General features: G+C 54.8%; 22 protein-coding genes. 8 read left to right on the forward strand and 14 right to left on the reverse strand.

Translation table 11 applies throughout. The annotated features are described in order from the left end of the window. Positions 1–26: 26 nt before the first annotated feature. The 4 genes from ABSG49_RS07275 (at position 27) to ABSG49_RS07290 (ending at position 3,038) form a co-directional block, all read left to right on the forward strand. Complete coding sequence (locus ABSG49_RS07275) at positions 27–440, forward strand: hotdog fold thioesterase (protein WP_424025459.1); 414 nt, start codon at positions 27–29, stop codon at positions 438–440. 293 nt (positions 441–733) lie between these two features. Continuing rightward, complete coding sequence (locus tag ABSG49_RS07280; RefSeq protein ID WP_424025460.1) at positions 734–928, forward strand: rubredoxin; 195 nt, start codon at positions 734–736, stop codon at positions 926–928. A gap of 174 nt (positions 929–1,102) precedes the next feature. Then, on the forward strand, positions 1,103–1,663 hold the full coding sequence (locus ABSG49_RS07285; protein ID WP_424025461.1) for a ferredoxin domain-containing protein: 561 nt from the start codon (positions 1,103–1,105) through the stop codon (positions 1,661–1,663). A gap of 295 nt (positions 1,664–1,958) precedes the next feature. Then, positions 1,959–3,038, forward strand: coding sequence for a GHMP family kinase ATP-binding protein (locus tag ABSG49_RS07290; RefSeq protein WP_424025462.1), 1,080 nt, complete (start codon positions 1,959–1,961; stop codon positions 3,036–3,038). Between the two features lie 365 nt (positions 3,039–3,403). Here the strand turns inward: ABSG49_RS07290 and ABSG49_RS07295 are convergent, their stop codons facing one another. Beyond that, on the reverse strand, positions 3,404–4,069 hold the full coding sequence (locus ABSG49_RS07295) for a VTT domain-containing protein (protein ID WP_424025463.1): 666 nt from the start codon (positions 4,067–4,069) through the stop codon (positions 3,404–3,406). Positions 4,070–4,251: 182 nt separating this feature from the next. Between ABSG49_RS07295 and ABSG49_RS07300 the strand changes: the two genes are divergently transcribed. Next, positions 4,252–5,103 (forward strand): PEGA domain-containing protein, encoded by an 852-nt coding sequence (locus ABSG49_RS07300; protein WP_424025464.1) that lies wholly within the window; start codon positions 4,252–4,254, stop codon positions 5,101–5,103. A gap of 123 nt (positions 5,104–5,226) precedes the next feature. Here the strand turns inward: ABSG49_RS07300 and ABSG49_RS07305 are convergent, their stop codons facing one another. Next, complete coding sequence (locus ABSG49_RS07305; protein WP_424025465.1) at positions 5,227–5,787, reverse strand: class I SAM-dependent methyltransferase; 561 nt, start codon at positions 5,785–5,787, stop codon at positions 5,227–5,229. Between the two features lie 306 nt (positions 5,788–6,093). Between ABSG49_RS07305 and ABSG49_RS07310 the strand changes: the two genes are divergently transcribed. After that, positions 6,094–6,888 (forward strand): hypothetical protein, encoded by a 795-nt coding sequence (locus ABSG49_RS07310; protein ID WP_424025466.1) that lies wholly within the window; start codon positions 6,094–6,096, stop codon positions 6,886–6,888. A 1-nt stretch (position 6,889) separates the two neighbouring features. Here the strand turns inward: ABSG49_RS07310 and ABSG49_RS07315 are convergent, their stop codons facing one another. The 9 genes from ABSG49_RS07315 to ABSG49_RS07355 all read right to left on the reverse strand — a co-directional run bounded on the left by ABSG49_RS07315 (position 6,890) and on the right by ABSG49_RS07355 (position 18,536). Further along, a complete protein-coding gene (locus tag ABSG49_RS07315; protein WP_424025467.1) occupies positions 6,890–8,722 on the reverse strand; it encodes an ASKHA domain-containing protein in 1,833 nt (610 codons plus the stop codon). Positions 8,723–8,814: 92 nt separating this feature from the next. Continuing rightward, a complete protein-coding gene (gene acsC / locus ABSG49_RS07320; protein WP_424025468.1) occupies positions 8,815–10,263 on the reverse strand; it encodes an acetyl-CoA decarbonylase/synthase complex subunit gamma in 1,449 nt (482 codons plus the stop codon). Continuing rightward, positions 10,260–11,507, reverse strand: coding sequence for a CO dehydrogenase/acetyl-CoA synthase subunit delta (gene cdhD / locus ABSG49_RS07325; RefSeq protein ID WP_424025469.1), 1,248 nt, complete (start codon positions 11,505–11,507; stop codon positions 10,260–10,262). The genes acsC and cdhD overlap by 4 nt, the downstream gene beginning before the upstream one ends. Beyond that, positions 11,488–12,903, reverse strand: coding sequence for a CO dehydrogenase/CO-methylating acetyl-CoA synthase complex subunit beta (gene cdhC, locus ABSG49_RS07330; protein WP_424025470.1), 1,416 nt, complete (start codon positions 12,901–12,903; stop codon positions 11,488–11,490). The genes cdhD and cdhC overlap by 20 nt, the downstream gene beginning before the upstream one ends. Before the next feature lie 14 nt (positions 12,904–12,917). Further along, positions 12,918–13,457, reverse strand: a complete 540-nt coding sequence (gene cdhB, locus ABSG49_RS07335; protein ID WP_424025471.1) for a CO dehydrogenase/acetyl-CoA synthase complex subunit epsilon — start codon at positions 13,455–13,457, stop codon at positions 12,918–12,920. Between the two features lie 3 nt (positions 13,458–13,460). Then, positions 13,461–15,812, reverse strand: coding sequence for a CO dehydrogenase/acetyl-CoA synthase complex subunit alpha (gene cdhA, locus ABSG49_RS07340; RefSeq protein WP_424025472.1), 2,352 nt, complete (start codon positions 15,810–15,812; stop codon positions 13,461–13,463). Between the two features lie 810 nt (positions 15,813–16,622). Then, positions 16,623–17,390, reverse strand: a complete 768-nt coding sequence (locus ABSG49_RS07345) for an ATP-binding protein (RefSeq protein WP_424025473.1) — start codon at positions 17,388–17,390, stop codon at positions 16,623–16,625. A 36-nt stretch (positions 17,391–17,426) separates the two neighbouring features. After that, on the reverse strand, positions 17,427–18,206 hold the full coding sequence (locus ABSG49_RS07350; protein ID WP_424025474.1) for an ATP-binding protein: 780 nt from the start codon (positions 18,204–18,206) through the stop codon (positions 17,427–17,429). Between the two features lie 192 nt (positions 18,207–18,398). Beyond that, on the reverse strand, positions 18,399–18,536 hold the full coding sequence (locus ABSG49_RS07355) for a hypothetical protein (RefSeq protein ID WP_424025568.1): 138 nt from the start codon (positions 18,534–18,536) through the stop codon (positions 18,399–18,401). On the opposite strand from ABSG49_RS07355, the gene ABSG49_RS07360 reads away from it, so the two are divergent. Next, complete coding sequence (locus tag ABSG49_RS07360; protein WP_424025562.1) at positions 18,493–19,455, forward strand: zinc ribbon domain-containing protein; 963 nt, start codon at positions 18,493–18,495, stop codon at positions 19,453–19,455. The two genes, ABSG49_RS07355 and ABSG49_RS07360, sit on opposite strands and share 44 nt — an antisense overlap. 26 nt (positions 19,456–19,481) lie before the next feature. On the opposite strand, the gene ABSG49_RS07365 is transcribed toward ABSG49_RS07360, so the two are convergent. From ABSG49_RS07365 to ABSG49_RS07375, 3 genes are read right to left on the reverse strand one after another with little or no spacing between them, the layout of a single operon-like run. Then, on the reverse strand, positions 19,482–20,768 hold the full coding sequence (locus ABSG49_RS07365; RefSeq protein ID WP_424025475.1) for a magnesium transporter MgtE N-terminal domain-containing protein: 1,287 nt from the start codon (positions 20,766–20,768) through the stop codon (positions 19,482–19,484). Further along, positions 20,765–20,980 carry a hypothetical protein gene (locus ABSG49_RS07370; protein ID WP_424025476.1) on the reverse strand — a complete coding sequence of 72 codons (216 nt, stop codon included), beginning with the start codon at positions 20,978–20,980 and terminating at the stop codon, positions 20,765–20,767. Before ABSG49_RS07370 ends, ABSG49_RS07365 begins: the two co-directional genes overlap by 4 nt. Positions 20,981–20,999: 19 nt before the next feature. Further along, positions 21,000–22,268: an NRAMP family divalent metal transporter gene (locus ABSG49_RS07375; RefSeq protein ID WP_424025477.1), complete on the reverse strand. Its 1,269-nt coding sequence runs from the start codon at positions 22,266–22,268 to the stop codon at positions 21,000–21,002. Between the two features lie 805 nt (positions 22,269–23,073). Here ABSG49_RS07375 and serS point away from each other — a divergent pair. Then, the gene (gene serS / locus ABSG49_RS07380) at positions 23,074–24,351 is read left to right on the forward strand and encodes a serine--tRNA ligase (protein WP_424025478.1); all 1,278 of its coding nucleotides are present in this window, start codon (positions 23,074–23,076) and stop codon (positions 24,349–24,351) included. Positions 24,352–24,355 lie beyond the last annotated feature (4 nt).

A 24,355-nucleotide genomic window follows, 5' to 3' on the forward strand; every position in this document is an offset into this window, starting at 1 on the left:
CCGATCACGTTCCGGCCTTTTTCCCCATGACCAGCGAAACCTCTCACCAACCAGCGGATAAGGCAATCGAAGAACGCATCCGGGAATTCAACCGGAGCGAGTTTGCCCGGCTGCTCGGCATGGAGATCCTCGAAGCCCATGACGGGTACTCGCGTGTTACCATGGACTGTCCGGGAAAGATGAACCCCTCAGGAGTTGCCCATGGCGGGGCAATCTTCGCGCTTGCCGACCAGGCCTTCGGTATTGCCGCGAACTGCTGCGGGATCCACCGGGTCGCCGTATCGGTCAGTATCATGTATATCGCACCGGCGAAGGGCACGCTTGTTGCTATTGCCGAGCGCGTTGAGGGCAACGGGATCTGCGACACGTACCGTGTAATGGTCCATGAAGGCGACCGCCCCGTGGCAGAATTTACCGGTGTCGCATTCCGGGTCTCTTGATCGGAACCCCCCTGTTTCCACGGTTTTACAGGAAATCTCGTATATTCGACAAAAGACACAACACAAATTGACAGAGGGGATCGTGTCCGTTTCATTTGTCCCGGTTTTTCGATGTTTCTGTTGATCAGAAGTTGGTGATGACTGAGGGCTATCCAATCTTCATGGAGGAAAAATTAGACAAGTAGTCAGGTTTAAGAGTACTTCAGGATAGGAGACTCCGCCAGTACAGTCCCCACGAGAGATTTCATGTATGACAATGTAGATGGATAAAAATGAAATGACGAGGTACCCCGATGACACAACAGATGGTAAAACACTCCCGCTGGGTATGTCTTGAATGCCACTATACCTACGATCCCGCCAATGGGGACAAGAAAGGGGGAATCCCACCGGGTGTCCCATTCGAGGATCTGCCAGACACGTGGCGCTGCCCGGAGTGTGGCGTCCTCAAAAGCAAGAAAGGTGTATTCAAACAGCTCGATGATTAAAATGCCCGGGCCAGATCGTTTTACTCTTTCTTTTAACCATTTCATACCGTATGCGTGTGGGTGAGATAACTCCACGATTTTCATCATCCTGGTGCGAACGTATAGATTCATGCTCGTTTCTCCAGGTTTCTCTCCATCGCCAGTTTTATTCTCCCGATCCCCCCATATTCACGTATGTCACGTGAAACAAACGCTGTGCTTGTTGTGGCCGACCTGATGGCGCTTGCCGCGCGAACCGCGCCCAAGGGAAAGGGAACTGATACTATCGAGACAACGATACTCCGGAAAAAAGATCTGAAGGCATTTGCAGCCCGGCTGGAAAAACTGGGAGTCGAGAGAAATATCGGGTTCTTTCTACGGGATGCGAAGAACATTGCCGCCGCTGATGCCTGCATCCTCATCGGCTCGCGGGGAGCTACCGTCGGGGGCATCAACTGCGGCGGCTGCGGGTATCCTTCCTGTGCCGCATTTGAAAAAGCCGGGAAAAAGAAGAAGCACAATGATACCTCGTTTGACAGCCCGAACTGCGTGGTACGGATGACAGACCTCGGGATCGCCATCGGTTCCGCGGTCAAGACTGCCCAGATCCATAACGTTGACAACCGGATCATGTATTCCGGGGGTGTCGCAGCACGGGACATGGGACTGGTGCCGAAAGATTGCACGGTCGTGTACGCGATCCCGCTCTCTGCAACCGGGAAAAATATCTTTTTCGACCGCCCAAGCTCGAAGTAAAAACCTGATGCTTCCGGAAGCGCAAGGAAACCTCGGTGTAACCCGAACCGGGTTTGGGGATGACAGGAACAGCAGCGGCTTTGAGTTCAGTCATAGGGTCCGCGTGGCCTTGGATCCTATGGGTGCAGGCCAGCTCGGTTTTCAGCCCGGGAGCCCTGCCAAATCTCCTTGCCTGCTTGAGCTTGTCAGCAGTGCTCGCATACGTTCCGGTGTGCAACGGAAGAAAATTGAACATTTTTTTTATCCTGCATAAGAAACCTTAAACTCCGATCGCTCCAAACAGGAATTGATACCTATGGCGATTATGAAGATACGCGGTGGCGACCTGGACCTTGTGGAATACGAGTTCAGAACTTTTGCCCCGGGAAAAATACTCAAGACGCTGGGACTTGAGAAGAAGAAGTATCCGCTCAAGCCGGTCAAAGGTTCAGTTCTCGTAAAAGCCCCGGCACGGATCCACTTGACCGTGCTCGACATGAACCGGTTTGCCCCGGATCATCCGGGCGGGGGTGGCATCGGGTTTGCGATCCAGTGCTATTGCTCTGCAGAGGTCCGCTGCACTGCCAAAGGCACTTCGATCAATTATAACCGGGCGCCGATCGTCAAGAACTTTGTCGAGGTCTTTAAAAAAGTCACGGGATACAAAGGGGGTTTCTCCGTTACGGTGACCGACCATGAACACAAGCACGTGGGCCTTGGCTCGACAAGCACCGTGATGATCGCGGTCGCCACGGCACTGAACGAGGCGATTGGATCACCGCTCACGAGCACCCAGCTCCGCCACCTGATCGGACATAATTATGTCGAGGAGATAGCTGACGGGAACATCGCGTTCGGATTCGAGACCGGTGTCGGGCCGGCCGTCAGCATCCACGGGGGAATGGCACTTATGGGCGACGAGCTCTCGCTCGTCTACCACCACCCGTTTGCTGAGGGCAGGAATGTCTACATCATCATACCGCCCACGGACATCTCCTCGGCAGGCACACAGGAATTCGATCTCCTGATGAACAAGGCCCGGACCCTCGATTACCGGGACCGCGAGCTCAAGGCCTACATGTTCCTTATGGATCTCGTACCTGCCCTTGAACGCGACGACCTCAAGAAGGTAGGAGACGTCATCTGGGAGATCGAGTTCCGGGGATCGAAGCGTGCGGAGGTAGAGCACCACAGTTACGGTATCTACCATTACATGAACCTGCTGCGCGAGAGAAAACTGGAATTCGTGGGCATGAGCTCGGTCGGCCCGTCGATCGCAGTTGTCACCGCACTCGATAAAACGGCGATGAAAAAAATGCTTGATCCGCTCGGGCTAACCATCGCCATAGCGACCAGGGCGGATAACCGGGGGCTGGTCATTACCAGGGCCCCGTAACTTTTTTCATTATCGTTTTAACGGCGGAGGTTGATGGTAAATGGATAGAACGTTCAGAAAATTTTTTCATCAGGTATAACGGTCTCATCGCAATTCTCTCATTCTCTGTCGGATTGGCGTTCATGTTCCTTGGCGGTGCCGGACGCATGCCCGGCACCATCTTTATCCATTTCACTGAATATTGTACCCAGACATACCCTTCCCTATCGATCAGGGGATACTGGCCTCCGTTGCGCTCGTTTAAACCATTGATGCACTCCGGTTTGCCACGGCTCACCCGGGTTAGCACGTCCCATTTCTGTGTGTTATTGAAAAACCCCGTGAATAATGAAACCAGCAGCAGAGAGTATAACCGGAAGTCCGGGTTACTCGCGTTCCTTATCTTCCACCGGTTTTTTGTAGTGTGCCGAAATGACACTGGCAACAATAAAGATGACCGTCCCCACCGTCAGGGCAAGGACACCGATCAGAAGAAGGCTCATGTTTTCCCTGACAACTGCAAACGTACCAAGGTAATAACCCCCAAGGACGATAGCGAGTGCCCATGCGCTCGCGCCGAGCATGTTGTAGAAGAGGAACCGGCGGTAGTGCATTGACCCGATCCCGGCAAGGAACGGTGCGAACGTCCTCACCATCGGGACGAACCGGGCAACAAAGATCGTAGCACCCCCGTATTTTTCATAGAACCCGTACGTACGGTCGATATGTTCCTTTTTCACGAGGTTCGGGAACCGTTCGAGGAAAACATGGAGCCCGATGCGGTTGCCAATCCAGTAATTAACCGTGTCGCCAAGCACCGCCCCGGCAATGATCGCAATGAGCAGCAGCTGGACATCGAGAATACCACCCGCTGCTGCAGCCCCGGAAACAAAGAGCAGGCTGTCGCCGGGAAGGAACGGGGCGATGACGAGACCGGTTTCAAGGAAAATGATGATAAAAAGGATGACATACGTCCATATCCCGTACTCATTAACGACAGACGGCAGGTTCTGGTCAAGGTTGAGAAAAAGAGAGATGAACGCGTCTATCATACCTTCCGGAGATATGTACATCTGCCCTATATTAAGGTGCGGCGCTTTTGTCAGTCACTCCCGTCATGGGAGACGCAAATACTTAACGGTTTGCCGGACAAACCATAGTTCACCAGAACCAGTACGATCATATCCCGCTCGATCTTGAGTCCTGGAAAACTTCACGGAACGATACACCGATTATGGCAGAGATTAACCCGCAAATTTCCCGCTGCATCATCCTGTTTTTCTGTACCGCACTGTTGATCGCCGTCCCGGTTCACGCATTCACGGCAAACTCCCTGGATATCACCATCAATAAGAACGGGGACGCAACTGCCGTCTTCGGTTTTACCCTTGAAGGGCTGCTGGAGAACGCCATCCCGCAGTCTGTCCTCGAGGACCAGCTGAAAAACGGGCTTGCCGGCAGCACCGGGTCCACGGAACTCATCTCAATGGATCGATCGAGTGCCACGCTGCTCATGAAAAATTTCGCCTCTGCAAACGACGTCACAACAGGAACAGAGTACCAGACCGCCACCTTGGACTTCAAAAAAGCGGAGACTGCCCTGAAAAATTCAGCGGTTAGCAGTGTAATAACCGCAGATTTCTCCCCGTCAGAAGTGACCGTGACCTTCCCGGACGGTTATGCCCGGTCATTCAGCAATGTTGACTCTCTCCCCTCCCTCACTCATACGGTGATTGACCCCACAAAGGCCGCCTCTGCTGCGGCAGCTGCAACCACCGGGGCAATTAATGTCTCGGCCTCACCCATCGGAGCAGAAGTCTGGATTGACGGGACCTACGTCGGCAATGCCCCTTCCACATTTTCCGATATCGCGGCAGGGACTCACACCCTCCGGTTCCAGAAAGACAATTATGCACCCGTTACGAAGATGGTCACCGTGACTGCGGGGAAGACCCTGCAGGTATCGGTGTTTCTCGCGTATGTTCCGCCCACGATTGTTTACCCTTCCTTGCCCGGGTTCGGCAGCATCCTGGCAGGGACGGCACTTGCCGGTTGTATCCTCATGTGGTCATCCCGTCAGAAATAAAAAACACCAAATTTTCCTTTTTGGCCACGATGCTGGCAATGCACATGAGTATGAATTTTGTTCTCATTTTTCAATTTCCTGTGAGGTGACGTGGGTGAGGATGCAATAAAACATTTCGAAATATTACTGCGAGACGACGTCCTTCTGGAATATCGCCGAAATCTCGGACCGAAGGTGATACTTTCCCCGGACCTTCAGAGACCAGTCGTTATGACGCAGGGATAAGGGGGCGAAACCCGGGAAAATCCCCATAACTTCCGTTTCCGTAAAATAATGCGTCAGGATCCCGTTTCCCCGTATAAAAGTTGCAGCCTCTGTTTCCCTGCCGCTGCTGAACCGGAAATCACGCGTGGAAAAATCCCAAAACCAGATGTGGCCCCTGGGTCTTACCACCCGGATGATTTCCCGGGCGATCCTGTCACGACCGTCAGTATCCATATGTCCCAGTATATGGCAGGCAACAACCGTATCGAACGACCGGTTATGGAATGGGATCGCCCGTGCATCGGCAACGGCGACATCCGCTCCGGATCCCTGCAGGGCAATCGTCCGGGCCAGGTGCGTTGCCCGCGCTGATAAATCAATCGCTGTTACAACCCAGTCGCGGTGCACCATTGCAGAGAGCGACTTGCCATTCCCGCACCCGAGTTCCAGCACCCGGGCACCCGCTGGAAGGATGGGCAACGGGTGTGGGGTACCCCCAAAAAGGCGTCCTTTCCTCGTATAATCCGCATCCCAGAGATCACGGGAACAATCAGCACTCATCCATCCACTGCCTGACCGGATCATACGCTGTGCCGGCTACATAAAGGTTCCAGCACCGCAAAAATCGTCGACAGGTTATACGCAGGATGTATCAGGAGAAGCGATAACCAAAGCACTCTTATAACTGCATATTAAAACATATAGTAAGATAAAAAAAGGATTGTTCTGGGATATTCTTGTTGCAGGGATTCTGTTGCCCACAATACCCGTCCACGAGGGAGAGACATGACTGATGTGGTCTACCACGAATACCAGAAGGTCGACAAAAACCATATAGACCATTCGTATCTCGTCGATGTCGGTGACGAGATCGAGATTCAGCAGGTCATGGAATACAAGTGGAAGGTCTTCGACAGCGTTATCTTAAAACCGCCCCACCCCAAGACACGTTTTTTTGAACTGGTTGTCAATGAATACCGTGACAAAGAGACGTCCTTAATCGATGATCTCCATATCGTCCCGGTGATCGCGGACCGTTCTGCCGATCTGAAGTTCTTCGGGATCACTATCCGTCGCGGGGACTGGTATATTTCCGAACGGATCTATAAAAAAGCCAATACCACGGAGATCCAGTGGATCTATACGGATGATTTCCACCTGTTCGCCATCACGCATGCACAGGACGAGCTGGACGTGATGGTGGATGAGATCGTTGCGAAAATCGATGAGATCGCGACTTCGATCAAGACCGGGTACAGAGTGTACTCCCACATGGAAAACCAGCGGATGCGCCGGGAAGCGTTCGATGCAGTAATCGAGAGCCAGAGTGGTATCACGATCAACAAGACCGCGGTCCTGAAACATCCTGAGTTCCAGCTCATCGCGGAACTGGGAGACGGGGATCGCAAAAAGATGCAGGAGGAGATCCTCCGCGACCTCGTGGCTCTCGGCGCAACGCTGGACACCTTTGGGGGATCCAATAAGATCGTGGCAAAGATCGAGATCCCGGAAAAGACCGATATCAGCAGCCAGATCTCCCACATCGAGGAATTGCAGGATCTCGGCTGGCTCTTTGAATAGATCAGTGCTGCGGGAAATAATCGGGTTTGCCGGGTATATAGACTGCAGCGGCATATTCTTCGATGAAATCGGCATCTACCAGTAAGTCGATGTACACCATTTTTTTCGCGACTTCGGTTGCTTCCCGCCGCTTCTTCCCTGAAACAAGTGCTGCACAGGCCCCGGAGAGGGATCCATTCCCGATCATGTGGAACTCTGCACGGTAAAAGTCCGGGATGATACCGAACGCGATGATCTTTTTCGTATCCGCGTACGCCCCAAACGCACCGGCAAGGAACACGTGGTGTATATCAGCTATCCCCACACGGTATTTTTTTAAGAGAACCCCGATCGACGCACAGGTGGCGGCTTTCGAATCCATGAGGTAGGCCATGTCATCGCGCGTGATGACAATATCCTGCCCGGTTGCGGTCTTTTCCTTGGGGACAAGAACAAATTCGAGTCCGCCGGTCCCCTCCCGCACCTTAGATCTGCCCTCCACGAGCTTGCCGGTAAAATCGAGGATGCCAGCAGCGACCATTGCCGCGGCAGCATCAATAATGCCGGACCCGCAGATACCCCGGGGCCGCTCGTTGCCGATCGTGGTCCACGAGACCTCCCCGCTGACAACGTCGATTGCCACGTGATCGATCGCCCCCTTCATCGCCCTCATACCGGAAGAGATACCGGCCCCCTCAAATGCCGGCCCGGAGGCACAGGAGACCGAGGCCAGCCAGTCAGAATCCCCAAGAATCACCTCGCCATTCGTGCCGAGATCGATGACCAGTGAGAGTTCGTTGGAGGCATTCATGCCGGCCGTAACGATATCCCCCACCGCATCTCCCCCGACAAACCGGCTTACGTTCGGGAGGCAGAAAACACGGGCGGGAGGACATACGGCAATACCGAGAACCTGGGCCTTTACCACCTGAGGAGTGCGGGGGATATCGATGTTGGCTACCTCAAGGATGGCCGGATCATGTGCGAGAAGGAGATACGCCATGACCGTATTTCCGGCAAGACAGACATCATCGATTTCGAGAGCATCCACGCCAGCCGCAGCGGTGAGCTGACCGATCACCGCATTGATGCTTTCCACTGCTGCGGCCTGGAGTTTCTCCTTCCCCCCGGTTTTTTTGGCCACGGCTATCCTGGTCAGCAGTTCCTCGCCATACGTGATCTGCCGGTTCAGCACGGATCCTTCCGCACAGACTTTTCCGCTGCACAGGTCGATGAGGACGCCAACGACCGTGGTGGTGCCGAGATCGAGCGCAACACCGAAATTGTGTGCCCGTGTGTCACCGGCCTCAATCTTCATCACCTCCGGATACCCGTCCGATCGCGTGATGGTTACCGTCAGGTCTTCACGGGCTGTTGTCAGCTGGTGGAGCTGGTCGGGGGTCATCTGGGGTCGTGTGCCTTTGTAGCCCTCAAGTTTCAGCGAGCGGGGACCGACGGGATGGGTGTGCTGGTGATTCGTGACAAGCAGGTGTTTGGTCACGGAAGGGGTGAGTTCATGGACTTGTTCGTAGTGATTTTTGAGGATCTTCGGGGAGTCGATACGGCTCTCGACCGGAATGGTAAACTCGCAGTGGCCGAGGATATGCGTCTGGCAGGCACGGCAGTACTTCCGGGAAATTTCCTCCCCGGTCAGCCCCTTGATCGCCCCGGGTCTTCCGGCATCGCAGTCGCCCTGCACGAGTATTACCTTGCACTTGCTGCACTCACCTTTCCCACCGCAGATGCTCTCGACCTGTATTCCCGCAGACCGTATTGCGGCAAGGACCGTGGATCCTGGCAAGACAGATACCTCTTTCTCCAGGGGATGGAAAACTACCGTGAACGTATCCGCCATATTACTCCGTTCCTGAAACTGCCGGAATGCTTTCTACCGGTATTCTGGTCATAATCACTGTACAGAAGAGGTGGCAGCCGGAACTATTTAAATCAGGTTTCCGGCGGCCAGCGTTCCCGGAGGAACTGGGAAATGCCCGACGAGTCCTTGGGCCCGACAAGGATCTTCCAGCCGGTGGCTTCCTCAGTCTCGCCACTCAGCCGGGCTGCAAGCCCCGGGATGATCAGCGTTGTATGATTTACGAGACCGGTAACGGCATTGGATTCCAGGGCAGCAGCAATGGCATCGGCAGTAAAATACCGCCCGGCAACAGCACTTTCAACACTCAGGCCACCGGTGTCGACAACGATGAGGTAACAGTCGAGATTGGCGGTCTTGATATCGGACTCAACGGTGAAATAGGTGAGGGCATAGTTGGTCGTTATCAGGACCGGGGATCGGGTGTCCGGCCTGCCGAAGGTCCTGACACCTGCTTCAACTGAGACCGGCTTACGGGGATCGGTATAGAGGTTGAAGCGCCAGATCAGCTGCGGCAGGAGAACCCAGCCATCGAGACTGTGCATGATCAGGAGATCCGCGTACCGTGAGAGAAGCATGGATGCGGTGAGTGCCTCCCGCCACTTGAGCACGTCTTCGGAAAGCTCCCCGCCGGCCCAGACCGTGAGCGGAACTCCGAGAAGGGGGAAACCGAACAGATCATCGAACTGTTTGCAGGCTGCAGCCCGTATGCTGGTAAAATTCGCTATCGTTTCGGGGAGGCCTTCATCGGCAAACGTGCCCGGGTCGAGAACAAGATCCTTGATCCCACTGGCAATGAGGGTCTTTGTGAGCGAACGCAACAGTGCGAGATCATTCGGGGCAAAGATTGCGAGCGGAACCTTGTAGGAGAGTGCAAGATCGGCCATTTCCTTCCAGTTTGCCTCAGTTGCCGCATACATAAGGGGATGATGCTCTTTTGCCTCGGCAAGACCTGCTGCCATGACTACCGGATCCAATGTACACAGGATCAGGGGATAGCGGCTTGCCCGGGTAATTGTCCTGACAGCATTCCCGAATGTTGTGGGATCACCGGAGACCGAACGGACGGCTATCGCGTTCAGCGTAAGCGTCCTGCCGATATAATTGTACGAGAACTGTTCGATGTGCCGGATCCGGTCAAGCAGCTCAGTTTCCGGCATGAGGTCATGGACATCGACAGCAATAGGTGTCGGGTTGTGGTACGTAAAATCGTGTCGCTGCAGCACGTATTTCCCGCCAATGTTTATCGCGTGGTTGCCGGTACCGATCGTCACGGTACGCACAGGGGGAGCGAGGAAATGGGAAAGCTCGTCGTAGGATGCCTGGTACTCGGTGGTGTGCAACGGGGGGCAATCCGCAAGCAGCAGTTCGCCGTTGACAAGCCGGGTGGCAAATGCCATGCAGTTGGCTTCCCTGCATTCCCCGCAGTTGGTCCTGGGCAGGAACTTATACACATCAATCGGGCTGATCTCCTTGATACTCTTCCTCTTCTTAGCCGGGGCTGGAGCCACGTCGGGACTCATAACCGCACCCCCACCCAGTCGGCTATCTGCTCTGGATGTGCTGCGCCGCTCTTCCCAAGCCGGGAGATGATTTCCCTGAGGGTCAGCACAGCAGCAGGGTGCATCATCATGAAGAGATCTACTCCTGTGAGAAGGAGCGTAAGCGCATTGATGGTCTCCCAGACCGGTCCGCGGAGCTCCCGTGGGCCGTATTCAGGAGCTATCTTCATCCAGGCTTCCCGGGCAGCCCACGCGTTCGTGGCAGCGGAGATCGTGGGATGGGCGAGCTCGGTATCACCCATCAGTGCCGCGTACCGTGCCCGCTCGTGGATCGTGAAGGAATACTCAAGACCATACCCAAGCGCTACGGTCGTCAGGTCCATGACGATCTGCTCTGGGGGGATGTACTCATACAGGCGGCGGTTGAGTTCCTTCGCATTGTTCAGGTCAAGGCCGGTAAAGGCGAGCAGGACATGCCCGTGGTCCCGTGCAGCGATTGCCACGCGTTCGAGAGTTTTGGATTCCGCCATGTCGAGGGTGACCGAGTTGATGAGGAGTCGTTCTCCATCGGCCATCTCTGCGACGGCAGAGAAGACCTCGGCATCCTTCTTCGGGTCGCCGCAGCCCCCGATGATTAGCGGCACGTCCACGGCCTGGAGCACGTCCTCGACCGTCTTCACCGCAGCGGCCGGTGTGGCATCGCGTAACAGGGGGTCTGTGCTCATCAGGTGAATGGCGACCATGTCCGCACCGAACTTTTTCACGTTCATCCGCGCCCATTCGGCAGGGTCCTCCATGACCTCAGCCACGTTCTCCCGCAATACCTTCGGCAGCGTAATGGGCATGTCGAATACATCAAGTGATATGACCGGCGGGTGACGGGGCGGGTGCCTGAGATCAAAATAGGCGGGAGTGGTCGCACCGCCGATGGTGAGGGATGTGGACCTGCTTCCTCCTTCTGATTTGGTCGCCCCCAGCCGGACCTCTCGGATCGTTCCGGGAAAAATAAAACCCGCTGGTGTATACGACTCGCGGATCAGGCTGGCGGGTCTTACCGGCGCCTGTGTGAGTGGTGCAGCCGGGTGCGGGACAGCCGGTGCAATACTGGAAGTCGGGATAAAGAGTTCCAGGTCACCAATCTCCATGGAGAACTGCTCAAGCTCGATCTGGTGGACACCTTTGAGCAGTTCGCGGAGCTGGGGGGCAAGGGCGAAGAGCTGCTCGGCATCGAGTCCGGGTCTGTTTTCAGGGCTTTTGCGCGCCACGGTGCTCACCTCCCGGCTGCGGGGCCGGTTTCACCGGCTGGATGATCACTTTCTCCGCAGTGATCCGTGCGTTCTTGAGAATAATCCGGAACCCTCCGCTGGTGATAGGAATGTCACCGCCGGCAAAGACCGGGACCTGCCGGCCATTGCCGGTCACCGCATCATGCCCGGGCACCGGATCAGCTTCCCACCGTCGGATGACCGGGTGGTCATGCGCGGCGAGGAACGCTTTCAGTTCCGGGATCGTTTTTACTTCCTGTTCAGTTGCAATCGCACTGTATACGGATTCCGGGATGTACTGTTTCAGGCGTTCCCTGGTCTCATGCGGCATCCAGACGACACGGTTGTAGCCACCATCGGCATCCATGAATTTCTTCGACCGCATGTACTCGAGGGAGATGCCGTGAAACCCATCAATCTGTCGGCCGCCGGAAGTGGAATCGGCCATAGTGGAGAAAGGGAGACCGTTAACCGTGACGTCCCGGAATCCGCGAAGGACGATGCCAAAACCTTCGACCTCCGGAATGTAAAAAGCAATGCCCTCGAAACACCCGCATGAGGTGTGGGGATACCCAAAGGCAGAGTACAGGTATACCCGGCTTACTTCACCCATGGATCTCTTCTTGGCGCTCTCGTTCACACCGGTGTATTCACCTTTTTCCGCATCAAGGCACGTACCTTTTTCAATGGCATAGATTGGTCCCTTGGGGTCGATGCCCGCAGCAGCCCGGCCGTCAAACCAGCTGATGGCGCCGCAGTTCGCGTACCGCTGGGGAGTAATGACACAGACATGGGTGGGAGCAAACGACTGGCATAAAGCGCAGCCGTAGAAAGTGTCTACGTCTTCGTCCGAAAGTCCGCGAGCCCGGGCATCGCGGGCCTCGTAGGTGCGGAGCGCTTCTGCATACAAAGGCTTGATCGTTCCGGGTTCCGTAATAAACGTGATCTGGACTTTTTCGATAATGGGGAGTTCATTTTTAAAGAGCTCGTGCATCACTTCCCCGATGAACCGCAGCGACGTGAGCCCCTTCTTGTACGCCTTTTTCGAGAGACGGATCCAGATATCGTACCGCTGGTTGAGGTGCATGAAGCCCTCGATGTAATTGCAGTACTCGTGGATCCGCCGCTCAACCACACCTTCGAGATCCGTCTCGACCCGTGAGCCGGCAATCTCCACGACAATCCCGATTGGGTAGGCCTTCCCCTCCGCCATCTCGCTGAGGTCAGGACCGGTGATGCGGATGGCACCATCCTCGATCTGGTCGAGCGGTCTGACCCTGACAATCTCGAACTTTTCCGGGATGTGCGGGCCGCCCAGCTCCACCTGCATGTCGTTTTTCCGGACACGCTCCCCTTCATGGACGAGGCCGACTTCCACCGGGATCTTCTCAAACATGGTATGCTCCGCGTTTAGTCTTCGAGGTTTTCGACAATGCCCTTGAGGTTGGCAGCCCAGTCTTTTATCGTACTGTTCGGGAACGACCAGCTCGCGTTGGGGTGATATACACAGTCGAGAGTCATGGTCTTGACACCGGGAGCAAAATGCTTGAGCCCGGAAAGGATCGTCCATTCCATGGAATAGGGGAGGCCGACAAAGATAGCGAGGTCGTAAGACTCTTTACCGTCAAGTCCCTTCCATTCCGGATCGGTCAGCCGGTTGCTGATATCGACTGCCGACAGGATGGCGGCAGGTTCGAATTTACGGGCAAGGAACTCCTTGTTTGTACTTGCCGATACAACGACCGGAATCTTTGCCTTCTTTGCAAGGGCGATGAGGCAGTCAATCAGTTGTTTTCCCTCAACTTCGTATTCGATAATCCCATGGCCGACGATCATGATCGGACGTTTTGCCCGGCTGATCAGGGCATCGGCGATGTCCGGCTTCATAATGAGGGAAGCCTTCTTGGGCCCGGGGATCTCGGCAGTCTGCCAGGACTCGTTCATCGGCATGGTTTAGCCCACCTTCTTCTGATGGACCATGCGGGGCAGGAGGGTCGGATCCGGTATTGCCGATTCTTTCCAGTCATGTTCGGTCAGGTGGACAAGGATCTCATTTTTCATAGTGAGGGGGATGTCTGCATGTACTCTTACGAGCCGGTAGACATCCGGAGGGATACCACCTACCAGCCGCTTGTGGAGGTCGATGTAGTTGGCCAGCTTGATTGCTCTGCCCTTGCTCGTATCATTCGGGCGCATGGTCAGTTTTGCCACCATGACCATCGCCTCATCCTTGGTCTCCGCTGCGAAGAAGAGATGTTCAGGCACCGGCCCGCCGTATACTTTTTCGCCGGTCCGGGCATCATACACAAACCAGTCAGCATCCCTGTCGGCACGCCCGAGCAGCATCCGGCGGTATTTCGTGCCATGGGGACCGACCACGACCGGTATGCCAAGGCGCCAGAACCCGGCAGCGATCGCCGCGGCCTTCTGCGACATGGCACCCCATGCCACACCGACAGCACCGACACGGTTGTACACGTAGTCAGCGATCTCTTCGTAATTACCCCTGAGCGGACGCTTTGCAAAGATGCTCGCGATCTTGATCGCCGCGCCGGCGATATGGGAGTTCGCCACGCACGAGCCCACGTTCACGATACCGCCGGCTTCAAACGCACCGGAATAGCGCTCGTAGGCAGTCTTGCCTTCCTCGTCGCGGTACATGCCCGCCGACATCGCGGAGCATCCGGAGGTGCAGACGATATACCTCCGTTTTGCAAACTCCATGCACATCTCTGCTACTTCGCGCGAGCCTTTCGGGTAATTCGCGCAGCCGACAAAAGCGACGACACCGGGGATCTCCCCGAGCACGATGGGGCCGCCGACCTTGCGGATCTCGACATCCTGGATGGCACCCCGCCCGGTCCGCAGGCAGTACGTCTCCTCCCTTGTCTTCTTATCCGCGGCAGCAACGATGAGACTGTGCACAGGGATCTTCTGTTTGCATGCAGATTCACATCTCCCGCAGCCAAGGCAGTCATCGTAGAGTTCATCGAGGCCCGAGAGATTTCCTGAGGCTGCCATTTTGATTGCCTGCGCTATGGGGAGGTCGTTGGGGCATGCACGCCGGCAGAGCATGCACTGTGTGCATTTTTTCGCCCACTCGGCAAGCTGGTGCTTTGTCGGCAGGACACCATGCTTCTTCCGCTTTGGGGCGACAGCCTGGGCAACCCTGACCGCGACCTCTCCCACTTTCTCCGGATCGAGAATAAGAGCTCCCGGGATGTTCCCGCTGACAAACCCCGTGACGATCGCTTCCACCGTCTCGTTTGTCATATCGGGCAGGCCGAGACAGTTCTTCTCGCTGGTCGCAATGAGGGGGGCTTTGATCCGGGTTGCTTCCGTAAGAGTGTCGGTACGGACACACTGTTCGTCGATGACGATGACATCGGGTACGCCGCTGCGTATGTACCTGAGCTGCCATGAGATGGGGCCGATGATCTTCGCCCGTGGTGAATACCGGGTAATATCCAGCGCGGTGCAGCAGATGCCGGTCACTTCAATCTCGGAGAAAAGGCCGTTCCCTTTCAGGTAATCGATTATTGCCGTTGCAGGGGGAACATTATGACCAATGACCAGGATGACAGGTTTTGTGGTGTCAACAGTGCCAAGGCCGAGATCGGCGAGTGCAGATTCCGGATCAGCTTTGGGAAAGCCGAGAGCGGATATCTGGGCAATGTCGGCCACTTCCATGCCAACATGGTCGATCATGCCGGCATGGAACACCTTGGACTCAAAATCGAGATTGTTGCCTTCCTGACCGGTATGGGTGACTGCGAGGAGCTGGGTCACCTGGTTCTCACAATAGTCCAGCACCGGTTCGAGATCTCCCAGCGTCTCGGGTTTGAGTCCGCAGACGAGCCGGACGATCGGCGCCTCAACCTCGACACCGGTCCCGCCGACATTGATCGGGCAGTCACGGCCGTAGGTCTCGATCACATAGTTGAGAAGGTCACGCGAGTGGCTGATGTGGGTTGCTGCCCCGATACAGGCAGCGATAAGGACAGTCCGGGACTGCTGGGCGGGCATCGAGATCCCGCAGGCGCCGCGTTTCGTGCCGGTGAGGTCGCATTTTCCGTACGTGCAGAGGCAGCAGAGGTCGCAAAACGGCAGATAAAAGGGCTTGTAACGGTTCAGGAGACGCTGGTCCCATGAGCGGAGGGTGGTAAGCGAAGGATACGGTGTGGGACCCATTGTTTCCTCCCACTTCTCCTCCGTGATCGCGCCGATGGTGATGTTGAGATCCCGGAACTGTGCAAGATCAGAATTGATTTCCTTTATGCTGAAGTTTACACTCTTCCTGCTCACCGCGGTTCCACCCCATAGATTCAACTATACATTGAGGGATGGGTAAAATAAGGTTATCGAAGAAGACACGGAAAACCTGTGCGTCCTTCTCCTTATTCGGGCCTGATGGCCCTCATGATATCGACTCACGATATTGAAGTATGTGGGGGCGTTGACGAGCACTTTCTGGTGGCTGTATTTTCTTGCCCCGAATTATCGAACATTGCCGGAAAATCGGACCCTGAAAAACTTTGAGCCTTCCCCGCCTCAGGGCCTCTCCGAGGCACGGCGGGGCAATAAATTTTTTTCATTTTTTATTTTAGTCACTGATCCGCCGCGGGGGCGCCCCGCCGGGGACGGCGGCGTTCATCGTAACCGTAAGTCTGTGAGATGCCGGTCTTTTTGCTGAGGGGTACTCCCCCTCACAGAAATTTTTCGGCCAGGGCCGGACCTCATCGGTCTGACATGCGGACCGTCTCAGAAATCCGTGAGGAGTTGCGATGCCTGACGCGCAAACGCCTCACCGGGTTTTGCGCTACGGAAATACCTGTACTCCGGCTCGATCAAGTCACTTGCTCAGGCGCGACCCGACGAGAACCAATCGTCGCATCAGCGAGGACTGGGTGGAGAAGATATCAATCTTCGACTGCGTCGCGCCGACTCCAAATCGAAGCCTGATGGCTTCTCCAATCGACCCTCGCTGATGCGACGGTCGATTCTGCGGAGCAAGGGGGTATCGCAAATAATCTCCGGAAAAATTTCATATAATGAATTTCAAGAAATTTTTTTGAAAAAAATTCGGTAATGTAGGCGGGTTTTTTCCCATGGAAGTTATTCTTCGCTCAGCACCTTCCCCACGATCCCCGCCACGGACCGGTACGCAGGAGAATCAGAAGGCGTGTCGAGCAGGGATTTTCCCTGCAATACCCTCCGGGCTACATCCTCATCCAGTGCAATTTTCCCGAGATAGGGCAGGCCGGTTGCAGAAATTGCGCCGGGATCCGGATCTGCGGCAAATCCGTACCCCCCGACGATGCAGAACCGGTTGAACCGGATCCCGACTTCCCGGATCACCCGGTGTGCCCGCTTCACGTGGGCAAAGGATTTACGGGACGGCCCCATGATATCGAAGATGGTGTCGACATCGCTTGCGATCTTCCGGTTCAGGTGTTCGAGGCCACCGGGTGAGTCGATGAGGATATAGCGGTACTGCCGGGTTATAGCAGAGAGTGCGTTTTTCAATGCCGCATCCGGCAGGCAGTAGCACCCTTCCACCCACTTGGTACCGACCGACAAAAGATCGAACTGGTCTCCTTCAAAGAGACCTTCCTGCCAGATGCGGTTCTCGATCCTGCGGGAGGGTGGGATGCCTACAGTCGTACCACCCTGCGTGATGAACGTTTCCGACAACAGCTCGGCGATCGTCTTTTTCCCCAAGACCTCGAGATCGACACCCACCATCTCCGCAAGGTTCTGGTCCGGGTCCGCATCGACAAGGAGCAGCGGTGTCATCCCCTTGTCGATGAGGTATTTTGCCATGAGCGCAACAAATGTGGTCTTGCCGGTGCCTCCCCTTCCCATCGTCACAAACGTCTTCATACGATCTTTCCTCGCCTGTGTGGGTGTGAACCTGTATCATCCGGCATGAGCTTTCTCCAGGCGTTCCGCAAGCTCCCTGATGGCATTCAGGGCATCCGATGCAGATGTATCGAGAGGTTCTCCCGTCATACCGGTATCGGCGACCCGCTGGTCGAACGGGATCTGGCCTAGGACCGGGAGGTTGTGGCCTGCGGCATATGACCGGAATACTGCATCCTGCTGTGCGCTCGCGATCCGGTTGGCGACAAGGCCGATGGTGCTGATGTCCGATTCCTGTGCGAGCCGACAGATCGCGGATGCAATCTCCAGTGATTTCAGGTTTGCATCCGCAACGGCAAGGAGGATGTCGACATGTTCTGCAGTCCCTCTGCCAAGATGCTCGATCCCTGCCTCCATATCAAGAATGACGATTTCGTCCCGCTCGACAACAAGATGGCGCATGAGGGCCTTGATCACCGAATGGGCGGGACATGTACAGCCCGCACCCATCGCCTTTACCGTCCCCATGACAAGCAGGTTTGCACCTGACGGTGTCGGTACGCCATACCTGCTGATAATATCATCAACCGTGAACGAGAGGCGGAATACCCCGGAAAAATCCGTGCCGGTCTTCATGCGGATCAGCTCTTCGTTCTCCGCAACGGGAACGATATGGGACGCCTCGTCGGCAGAGAGCCCGAGGTTCAGTGCGAGGTTGGGGGATGAGTCCGCGTCGATGGCAATAACCGGGTGGCCGGATGAGGCAAAATGCCAGGCCAGGCTTCCGGCAATGAACGTCTTGCCTACCCCCCCTTTTCCACAGACTGCGATCTTCATTACGATTCCCCTTTTCAAAGGAGTACCGTTTTCCGCACAAATAGAGTATTGCTTCGCAGACACTCCTTGTTGCCATGAAAGGGGGTTATATGACCCGTGCAGGATGTCATGGACCCAAGCCAGTTTCTTCCTGAGGAACTTTGGCAGGAATACAGGGAATTTTTAATTGTTTGGTGTAATACCGTACTGTGCTTACCAGAACCGGGAGCAGGGAAATGCGTAGGTTATGAAACTACCGGGTTCAAAGAAGAAGAAGACCGTATCGTGCCCGCGGTGTAACAGCCCGGTGTCTGCTGACACCGCATTCTGCGAATCCTGTGGCGCGCGCATCGGGCCTCCTCCAACCTGTTCCCTCTGCGGCACCCTGCTTACACCGGGTTCACGATTTTGTTCTTCCTGCGGGACGGTGGTGGGGAATTCAAAGGATAATCCTCCAGATAAACCCGAAGATCCCGGGAAGATCCTCACACCAACCCGGAAGTTAAAAGTATCACGGGCAAAAAAACCAAAAACTGCTGAAGAGAATGAACAGGAAAAAAAACCTGATCCCTTGATGATGATTCCGGAACCGGACATTCCCAATAACGCAGATGATTCCGGGGTTCCGGAAATGGCATCAGCTAAAAAGATACTTACACCGGATCTGATATCGGACCAGTTCATTCCTCCATCATCGGACAAAAACAAGTCCCTACCTTCCAGATCGGGCAGGAAAAAGCTCGCAGTCATGGGAGTTATCGTGATACTGGTGGCCGCTGCTGCTCTCATGTTTACCGGAGTTCTGCACATCCCCGTACCCATATCTTCCGGAGGGGATGCCTCATTATCAGCCGTCACCGCAGAGACAACGACCCCGGTCCCTTCGGAAACAACAGCGATTCAGGTTGTGGAGCAAACGGCTATTCCGGTGACAAATGCTGAAATCGTATCCCTTGTTCCCGGCCCGACACAGATACCACCCGATAAATTCCTTGTCTATTTCCAGGTTGAACGTGACCCGCTCTCCAAAATGGTCTCGGTCACGTACATGGGGGGCAAGGGCCAGATGGGAGTGCAGAATGTCTTTGTACGGCTCACCCGTTCCGACGGCCAGGTCCTCACCGGGACATTCAAGCCGGTTCAGATCGGTAGCGGGGTGGAACTCCAGGGAACGGAAAAAGTAGACCGCGTTGAGGTCATCGTGCACTACTACACCGGCGATGAATATACGGTCATCGACCAAACGTTTGAGTATAAAAAACTGAGCTGATCGGGTCTTTTAATCCTGCCTCCATCTCATTCAATAAAATGGTGGGTCAGGTTCATTACGTCACGGTAAGGGATAACGCCGACAAGCCGGTTCTCACCATCGATAACCGGCAGGGCACGGAATCCATACCGCCCGAATTCCTGCGCCGCTTCCTTGAGTGTGCTTGTGGTTGAAAGGCTGATCACGTTCTCGAGCATAACGTCCCGGAGGCATGCCTTGTCATCGGCTTTCAGGAGATCTTTTAAGTCGATAACACCGAGCAACTGTTCTTTCTCATCGACGACATAGATGTACATAATGACGTCTTTGTCCCGGGCATGGCGCGGGTAATCGTTCTGGACATATTCGACCGTTGTGTCAGGAAGAAACTTCAGGATCTTCTGGGTGGTATAATGGATGACCTTCTCTTCCTGCCGGTTTATGATGGCCTGGACTTTCCGTGCACTCTCGGCGTTCATGGCATCGAGGATGACATGGGCTTCGGCCGACGGCAGAACCGAAAGAATATCGGCTGCCTGCCCCGGGGTCATTTCGTTGATGAGCTGGACGACTTTCTCTGTCGAGAGCGAGGAGATGATCTCGCGCTGAACCTTGGGCTCAATCTCTTCGAGCGTATCTGACGCATGCTCGTGATCGAGGCTTGAGAAGACCATCACCCGCTGTTCGTGGTCCATCTCCTCGAGAATGTCCGCGAGATCGACAGGATGGATCTCGGAAAGGTTCTCTTTTAAGATATTCAGCTTGACGTTGCCCTTGAACCGGTCGATGTTCGTCGGGAGCGCCTGGATGCATGTCCAGGGGATCATCTGCTCTGCCTCGGGGTCAGCAGAGGAATAGAGGACTTTTGCGAGAAATCCAAGCCCGAGCCTCCGGAGGCGGGCGGCCTTTCCGGTATCGGCATCCGTGACATAGAGTTTCTTGTTCCTGAGGACGAGCCTGATGTCGTACACGATCTCGACATCGTTCTCTTCGAGATCGATGACCTTCTTGTCGAGGACGTAGTCGCGGAGGAGGATAACATCCTCGGCCGGTTCCGCCTCGTAGGGTTTCGTATCGCTGATAGTGACCTCGATCCCCCGCCCGGTGAGGGTGTGGACATACTCCCACGGTATGAGGAGGCTCGGGTTGCCAAACGACCGGGTAACGTACAGGAACCGCACTTCAGGGATCTTCGCAGTCTCCACAATCACCAGATCGTTCAGGGATCCTATCTTCTTCCCGGAACGGAGGATGGGGACATTGAGGATGTCGGAGAGAAGGATCTCAAGATCCCCCGCCATCGCGATATTGTTTGCGTTGTCCTGTGCCATCATGCAACCCCATGAATTATTGTCCAGAACTTATACACGAGCAGGCTTACAAGGAAGATGAGGTAGAGCCTGAGGAAGAGGAGGGCAAATTTTGCCCCGCCCGATAATTTGATCGTAGGTGTTGCATATTTTTGGTTAATACTACGGATCTTTCCCGTCGATTCACTGATGATACTTCCAATCCGTTCCCCGAATACGCTTTCAATGGTTATCATTCCTGTACCTCCTTTCTCCTCACCCAAACAGGTTCGGGAATAGTGTACTGATACCGTACAATGAAGACACGACGATGATGCACACAACGATTGTTATGTTCGCTATATTATCAAAGAGGGTATTTTTGTATTTCCCCATGATCTCTTCGTTATTCAGGAGGATGATCAAAAACACCAGTGCAGCCGGCAGGAGCGTAACCGCGATCACCTGCACGAAGAGGGTTATCAGCACGAGCGGGGCACCCGGAATGAGGACGACCGCCCCGGCAGTGACCAGGCCTAAGAAGTAGAATACGTAAAACCAGAAGGCCTCTTTTACCTTGTAGTTCAGCGAGTGCGCCCACCCGAAGACCTCCCCGAATGCCCACGAGCTCGTCAGCGCGATACAGATCGCTCCCAAGAACCCGGCATCGAAGAGGCCGATAGCAACGGCCGTTCCTACCCATGGGTGAGTTCCCATGATGACACGGGCGGCTTGGGCAGCGCTATCGATATTCATGCCATAGAGAAGGGTCCCGGTCACCACAATAATGAAGACTGCGACGATAACAGTGAAGACGGCGCCGACAACCGTGTCAAATTTCCCCCAGGGGATGTCCTTCTCTTTCATGTTCTTGTCGACGACGGCGCTCTGCTGGAAGAAGATCATCCAGGGCGCGATAGTTGTCCCGATATTAGCCATCAGGAAGAAGAAGAGTTCGCCGTTGAACCCTCCCGGGAAGTTGGGGATGATGCCGGCCCGTAGGACATCCCCGACTGACGGGTGAAGAAGGATCGCCGCGGGGATGTAGATCAGATTGAGGAGACAGAAGGCCATAGTGATCTTCTCCCACGTCCAGTACCTGCCGGACATGACGATCCCAATCATCATGAGAATAACGACAATGACAGTTATACCCGGGGGTACACCAAAGATACTCAGAGCTGCTGTCATTCCGATAAACTCGGTGACCATCGTCAGCCAGTTGACGAGCGTCAGGTCAAGAAGCGAGAACCAGCCCCAGAACGAGCCGAACGCGTTGAAGATCGCTTCTGCGTGCCCGTGCTTGGTGACCGCACCTAACCGTACCGTCATCTCCTGTACAAAATAGGCAACGGGCCCGAGTAGGATGAGGAACCAGATGAGATTGAACCCGAATTTTGCACCGGTTACGGCGTACGTGGTGATTCCACCGGCATCGTTGTCAGCGATCATGACAATGAGGCCCGGTCCGGCAAGCAGAAGGTAGATCTTGAGAGTTTTGATGAAACGCTGGTATTTGTAAAAAATGCTCGATCCAAGATCCATGCTGCCACCTGCTTTCCCGTTACATATTGTTCTCTTCAGCCCCCATTCCCTGATACCCACCGGCATAAACGGGCGCAGGTTGTGACTACCTGCTTATGGATACACACCGGTCGTTTATAATAATTTCGTACCTGCGTGCCCGTTTTGGCGTTCTGCGCTGAATTCTTGCGTAAAATCAATAAAAATGAAAAATATTGATTTAAAAGCAAAAAATATTCATTTTGTGAGCATTAAATGGGGCGGTGGAGAGATCAAATAGGAAGTCTTTCTTGGTTCATTGAGCCACCTATCGGGATAATCACCGTGCCGTTATCCCAGTGATCCGTCCGATGGTGTGGGTGACCATGAGCCCGTCCGTATTACGATCATACTGGGAACAAATGCTTGGAATATCATGGGGATCCGCATTAATAAGCAAATTCAACCCTGTTTACTTGGAAACAGTTTTCCATCAAAAGTCTGAAACAACCAAGAAAATCACCACTTTTTTTCCTGATCGGCAGGATCTTGAGATAATCCGCTGAAGGGCACCGTGCCTTTCCTGCCACGGCACCGTCAGCTGAGTCGGCAGTACAGAATGATCCGGTTTCGAGATTGCGAGCACAGGTCGGGACCACGGACTCATTTCCTTTGGCAGGAGCAGAACCTCGGAGGTTCTTACAGATATAGGTAAAATCTGCCATGAATGTCCACGTCCTGTGTTGCATACGGGACATAATAAAGGGATAGCCGAAAAAAGGGGAAGGCGATAAATGATCGGGAGACCTATGTACTGGTAACTAAAAGCAGGAGTGGAGAATCAGGAATGCTTGATATCAGGTTCGTACGGGCAAGCCCGGAAGTGGTGAAAGCAGATCTCAGGAAACGTAATGATCTGGAAAAGATCGCATGGGTCGATGACCTGCTTCTTAAGGATGCCCGTTCCCGCGAACTGAAGGTGGAGACCGACCAGCTCCGCCAGCGCCGCAACACCATCGCCCGGGACATCAACGCAGTAAAAAAAGCCGGGAAGGATGCGAAGCCCCTGATGGCAGAAGCTGCGGCCCTTCCCCAGAATATCAGGGATTGTGACGCCGAGCAGGAAGAGATAAGAAATTCTGTCAGGTCAATCCTGATGCGCCTGCCCAACATCCTGCACGCGAGTGTACCGGTCGGCAAAGACGACACCGGGAACGTGGAGATCAAAAAGGTCGGGACGCCCAAAACCTTTGACTTCGAGATTAAAAATCACGGCCAGCTCGCTGTCGAAAAGGGGTGGGCGGACTTTGAGAGGGCAACAAAAACATCGGGCGCGGGATTCTATTTCCTCAAGGGAAACCTCGTCCTCCTCGACATGGCGCTCCAGCGCTACGCAATCGACCTTCTCGTACAGAAAGGTTTCACACCGGTCATTCCCCCGTACATGATCAACCGGACTTCCTACGAAGGAGTGACAGACCTTGATGATTTTGAGAAGGTAATGTACAAGATCGATGGCGATGACGCGTACCTGATCGCGACGAGCGAACACCCGATTGCCGCCATGCACCAGGACGAGATTTTCGAGGAGAAAGATCTCCCGCTCCGGCTTGCCGGCATTTCACCCTGCTTTCGCCGCGAGATCGGAGCACACGGCATTGACACCAAAGGGCTCTTCCGCGTCCACCAGTTTACCAAGGTCGAACAGTTCGTATACTGTAAGCCGGAGGACTCATGGCGGATTCACGAGGAACTCCTTCTTAATGCGGAGGAGCTCTTCCAGGGCCTCGGCCTCCCCTACCGCATCGTGAACATCTGTACTGGCGATATCGGTACGGTGGCAGCAAAAAAATACGACATTGAAGCGTGGATGCCGCGCGAGGATGCGTACAAAGAGGTAGTCTCCTGCTCGAACTGCACGGCCTACCAGGCAGTCCGTCTCAATATCAAGGTGCGCGACAAGAGCGATTTCGAATCAAAACAGCACGTTCACACGCTCAACTCTACAGCGATCGCAACATCCCGGGTCCTCCGTGCAATACTGGAGAATTACCAGCAGGAAGACGGTTCGGTCATCGTACCGGAAGTGATCCGACCGTACATGAACGGGCGCGAATATCTCTAACTGG

The sequence above is a fragment of the Methanoregula sp. genome (assembly GCF_049510175.1).
Classification (GTDB): domain Archaea; phylum Halobacteriota; class Methanomicrobia; order Methanomicrobiales; family Methanospirillaceae; genus Methanoregula.

Coding starts and splice junctions, on each gene's coding strand:
- ABSG49_RS07350 (WP_424025474.1), bottom strand. CDS start 18,206: ATGAAGATCGCAGTCTGTGGAAAAGGGGGGGTAGGCAAGACGTTCATT.
- ABSG49_RS07375 (WP_424025477.1), bottom strand. CDS start 22,268: ATGGATCTTGGATCGAGCATTTTTTACAAATACCAGCGTTTCATCAAA.
- ABSG49_RS07275 (WP_424025459.1), top strand. CDS start 27: ATGACCAGCGAAACCTCTCACCAACCAGCGGATAAGGCAATCGAAGAA.
- ABSG49_RS07365 (WP_424025475.1), bottom strand. CDS start 20,768: ATGATGGCACAGGACAACGCAAACAATATCGCGATGGCGGGGGATCTT.
- cdhC (WP_424025470.1), bottom strand. CDS start 12,903: ATGTTTGAGAAGATCCCGGTGGAAGTCGGCCTCGTCCATGAAGGGGAG.
- serS (WP_424025478.1), top strand. CDS start 23,074: ATGCTTGATATCAGGTTCGTACGGGCAAGCCCGGAAGTGGTGAAAGCA.
- ABSG49_RS07310 (WP_424025466.1), top strand. CDS start 6,094: ATGACTGATGTGGTCTACCACGAATACCAGAAGGTCGACAAAAACCAT.
- ABSG49_RS07285 (WP_424025461.1), top strand. CDS start 1,103: ATGTCACGTGAAACAAACGCTGTGCTTGTTGTGGCCGACCTGATGGCG.
- ABSG49_RS07300 (WP_424025464.1), top strand. CDS start 4,252: ATGGCAGAGATTAACCCGCAAATTTCCCGCTGCATCATCCTGTTTTTC.
- ABSG49_RS07315 (WP_424025467.1), bottom strand. CDS start 8,722: ATGGCGGATACGTTCACGGTAGTTTTCCATCCCCTGGAGAAAGAGGTA.
- ABSG49_RS07355 (WP_424025568.1), bottom strand. CDS start 18,536: ATGCGCGCGCCACAGGATTCGCAGAATGCGGTGTCAGCAGACACCGGG.
- ABSG49_RS07345 (WP_424025473.1), bottom strand. CDS start 17,390: ATGAAGACGTTTGTGACGATGGGAAGGGGAGGCACCGGCAAGACCACA.
- cdhB (WP_424025471.1), bottom strand. CDS start 13,457: ATGCCGATGAACGAGTCCTGGCAGACTGCCGAGATCCCCGGGCCCAAG.
- ABSG49_RS07280 (WP_424025460.1), top strand. CDS start 734: ATGACACAACAGATGGTAAAACACTCCCGCTGGGTATGTCTTGAATGC.
- ABSG49_RS07370 (WP_424025476.1), bottom strand. CDS start 20,980: ATGATAACCATTGAAAGCGTATTCGGGGAACGGATTGGAAGTATCATC.
- acsC (WP_424025468.1), bottom strand. CDS start 10,263: ATGAGTCCCGACGTGGCTCCAGCCCCGGCTAAGAAGAGGAAGAGTATC.
- ABSG49_RS07290 (WP_424025462.1), top strand. CDS start 1,959: ATGGCGATTATGAAGATACGCGGTGGCGACCTGGACCTTGTGGAATAC.
- ABSG49_RS07295 (WP_424025463.1), bottom strand. CDS start 4,069: ATGATAGACGCGTTCATCTCTCTTTTTCTCAACCTTGACCAGAACCTG.